The organism is Thermogutta sp. (assembly GCF_014359955.1).
Lineage (GTDB): Bacteria > Planctomycetota > Planctomycetia > Pirellulales > Thermoguttaceae > Thermogutta.
In genome coordinates this window covers 1-4008 of record NZ_JACIYL010000402.1, presented here as the reverse complement: position 1 = coordinate 4008, position 4008 = coordinate 1, and the positions used below count along the sequence as shown (strand labels likewise).

General features: G+C 59.0%; 2 protein-coding genes. Both read right to left on the bottom strand.

The annotated features are described in order from the left end of the window. Positions 1-295 precede the first annotated feature (295 nt). On the bottom strand, positions 296-904 hold the full coding sequence (locus H5U08_RS12075; protein ID WP_297033347.1) for an ACT domain-containing protein: 609 nt from the start codon (positions 902-904) through the stop codon (positions 296-298). Positions 905-1198: 294 nt separating this feature from the next. After that, positions 1199-3613, bottom strand: a complete 2415-nt coding sequence (locus H5U08_RS12070; RefSeq protein WP_297033346.1) for a glycoside hydrolase family 95 protein — start codon at positions 3611-3613, stop codon at positions 1199-1201. Between the last annotated feature and the right edge of the window lie 395 nt (positions 3614-4008).

The window sequence follows — 4008 nt, the reverse complement described above, 5'->3', positions numbered from 1 at the left end:
CAAAGATTCAGCCCATAAATCGGATTCGCCGAGGTCCCAATCGAGCGCCAACAGGCAAGTTCCTTCGAGCTGACTTTCACTCCCGCGGAAAGTCGCGGCGCGGTCCGGAGTCTTTACTGGCGACAGAAAAAAAGCGGGGACGACTGGGATTTTATTGAGATTGGCAGAAAGTTGGTGGTTTCGGAGGTTTGGGCAATCTGGTGATGAGAGTTGTCCCACAGTCTGAAGGCCGGCTATGGCGGACCCTTCGGGGCGACCTGGTTTATCTTCTCCCCGTCAATGTTGGAACCCCGGTTCATCGCTCGGCGGCGGAGAGACTGGGCCAGCGCTCCGCGCTGTGAATGAGGCGAAGCTGATTGGTCGCCACGAACACGTTCTCGTGCTGGAGCTTCACCGTGAAACCGAGTTCGCTCCCCATCTGTTCGAGGTCCGCCTGGAGAAGGCGAATATCCCATTTGGTGGGGATCTCAATCTGGCCAATGAGCACAAATTCGTCGCCGGAGTGGTCGCCGTAAAGGTCCACAATATTGATGTCTTTACTTGCCAAATACTGGCTGAACCGGCGGACGATTCCCGGCTGGTCCTTGCCGAACGCCGTGATGACGAAACGGTCGCAGGGCACCTTGGCAGAATAGCTTTCCACAGGCACGGCCCGCCGGGCAAGGACCTGGAGGTTCCAGGCTCCCCCGGCTTTCCGAACGTGTTCGGCTAGCTCTTCCGGATCGATGGGGCGGGGCAAACTGATGATCATAATCAGCGTGAAATAGCCGCCTAGCACCGTTTGGCTGCAGGCGTCGATGTTGGCTCCCAGTTCCTCCACGGCCGCGCTCACGGTGGCCACAATGCCGGGATGGTCGTCGGACATGACATCAAGCACGTAAGCGTGTTCGTATCGGCTGATCATAAAGGTGGTTTTTCCCTCCCGTGATTCTGTCTGCGGAGAACTCTTTTGTCAGGTCTCCGTGTGAACCGGAGACCTTCGCCCGGGCTCACCGGCTGTTTGCGGTAAGAGACTACCAGAATGCGGCGATGCCTTGCCCCGCTTGAGGGTGACTTCGTCTTGAATTGACCGCTCTTCAAGGGGCTCGCGGCACACTCTCTTCAGCGTCCATTGTAATCAGCGGACGAGCGTTCGCGGTAGATTGCGGCGAGGGAACTGGAGAAGCAATCCCCTCGTCCTCGATAGAGACCTACCTGGCTAGGCTCGGCTGGCCTGGAGGATGTAGCTTCCGGGCTGCGCCGAAAAGACGTACGCTCCATCTTCGGTGCGTGTTGTGGTGACGGGCGAACCGACAGCGTCGCGAATCTCCACCTGTCTGACGGTGCTGGGAAGTCGCAGGCGAATCGACTGGGGCACCTCGGGTGTCAGCTTCGCCAGGATCGTGTGCTCATCCCACTGGATGGCGACCCCCACTTTGCCCCGCGCACGGAGTCCTTCCACTTGGCCCGACGGCCACGCATCCGGCAGAGCAGGCAAAATGGAGATTTCACCGCTGTGGGATTGCAACAGCATCTGCGCTATACCCATGGTGCCGCCGAAATTCCCGTCAATTTGAAACGGCGGACAGGTATCGAACATATTGGGAAGGGTGTTTTGAGCGATCAACTCTCTGAGTAACTTGTATGCCCGATTTCCGTCCTCAAACCGTGCCCAAAGGCAGACCTTCCAGGCTTTGCTCCATCCTGTTCCTCCATCGCCCCGAAATTCCAGGGATCGCCGGGCCGCCCGACAGAGCTCCGGAGTTCCCCGTGGTGTGATCTCTTCCCCGGGAAAAACGGCCCAGAGATGGGACACATGTCGATGTTTGTTGTTGGGATCGTCCTTGTCTTCGAGCCATTCCTGGAGTTGTCCATATTTCCCGATCTGGTTTGGAGCGATACGGGCTCGCATTTCCAGGAGCCTGTCGCGGAAATCGGGATCAACGCCGAGGATGTCGGCCGCCTTGGCCGTGGTCAAGAAGAGGTAACGCAGGATCTGATGGTCCATGGTGGGCCCCATGACGAGGCCGCCCTGTTCGGGAGAGTTGGACGGTCCGGAAATAAGCCAGTGGTGTTCGCTTCGGGGATCTTCGATGAGATAGTTGACGAAAAATTCGCACGCTCCCTTCATGAGGGGGTATGCCCGGCGCGCCAGGAATTCGCGGTCCAGCGTGAATTCATAGTGCCACCACAGGTGCTGGCAGAGCCAGGCACCGCCCATCGGCCAAATGCCGTGGTTTGCGGCATTGATAGGGGCCGTTCCCCGCCAGAGGTCAAAATTGTGATGAAGCACCCAGCCTGGCATCCCGTAGTGGACCTCGGCAGTTCGGGCGCCGGAGATCGCCAGTTCTTCCATGGCGGCGAAAAGCGGTTCGGCGCACTCGGACAAATTGCACACTTCGGCGGGCCAGTAATTCATTTCCACGTTGATGTTCGTGGTGTATTTGGACTCCCACGGCGGGTTAAGACTTTCATTCCAGATTCCCTGAAGATTCGCTGGTTGACTGCCAGGACGGCTACTCGCGATCAGCAGGTACCGCCCGAACTGGAAATAGAGGGCCGCCAGTTGTGGGTCTTCCTGCTTGCCGAAATCGCGGATTCGGCGATCCGTGGGCTGATCGGCCGCCGGAGTTTCGGGCAGCGAGAGGTGAACGCGATTGAACAGCGCGCGATAATCTTCCCGATGCCGCGTAAGTAATCTCTCGTAGGAAAGCGAAGCGGCGTTCTGAATCACCGCAGCGCAGCGAGCCGAGGGATCGCCACTCACATCTCGGAAATTGCGATAGTTGGTGGCCGCCGTGAGCAAAATCGTTGCGGCGTCCGCCTCGCGCACCCGGAGGGCACCATTCTCAGCGATGACCGAGCCGCCTTCCGCCAGAACCACAGCCCGAACTTCAAAACGGATGGCGCTGGGAAGGCGTTCACCGGTGGACCGAATGACGTAGTCCGCCACCTTGCCGCGGAGCACGATGTGATTGTCGGCCGCATGAACTTCGTGTTGGGCATGGGGTGTTGTCAACGAGGCTACGAACGTCACCGCCCCAGGCTTGTCGGCGGTGATTCGGACCACGATCACCTGATCCGGATAACTGGCAAAGACGCTGCGTGTGAATGTCACGTCGCCTGTGCGGTAGGTCGTCAGCACCACGGCGGAGGAAAGATCGAGCTCCCTTCGGTACGAACTGACGGGGCCGGTTTTGCCGAAGTCCAGTTCCAGGTCGCAGCACGGTTGATACGGCATCTGACGGAGTGGAATACTCATGAAGTGCTCGGCCGCCAGGGCGGTGGCTTCCTGCTGTCTTCCCTCCAGCAGGAGACGACGAATCTCAGAAAGATACTTGGCGGCGCCTGGATGCGAGTAGTCATGGGGTGAACCAGCCCAGACCGTGTCTTCGTTGATCTGGAGCCGTTCCCGATCCGTTCTACCAAAGACCATGGCCCCCAGACGGCCATTGCCGACCGGCAGGGCTTCGGTCCACTTTTCTGCCGGCCGTTCGTACCACAGCCGGAGCGATTCTCCCGCCCAGACCAGGTGGCGGCCTGGATCGACGCTGCTGACAACCGCCACCACCACACCTACCGCGGTCAAGGGCAGTAATTTTCTGCTTGAAAGCCTTCCGGTGATCCGCCTCATGGAGAATTCCCTCACGAAGTTGTAAAAAAACGCGGGACATCAATCGGTCGCCGGCCTGACACATCCGCCATTTTGATTCGGTCATGGGGACGCGGACGGCCACGCGGATTCGCCACAGCTCGGAGGGACCTGCTTGTCAGGTCCGTCTTTCTCGGAGGGACGTGCCTGTCACGTCCGTCTTTCAACGTTGGATATTCCATTTTGCACCAGCGGGCACGGCCAGCGTGCCCCTCCGAAGCGCCCCTCGGAGGGAGTTGCTTGTCGGGCTCATTTGCCCGAGGGGCGAAAGCGGCAACCGCGGTATCAGGTTATCACAAGGAGCGAACGTTTTCGACCGGGGGAAGCTCGTGTAAAATAGAAATGGGAGAAAAAGACGGTTCTGGTTCTGCGTGATT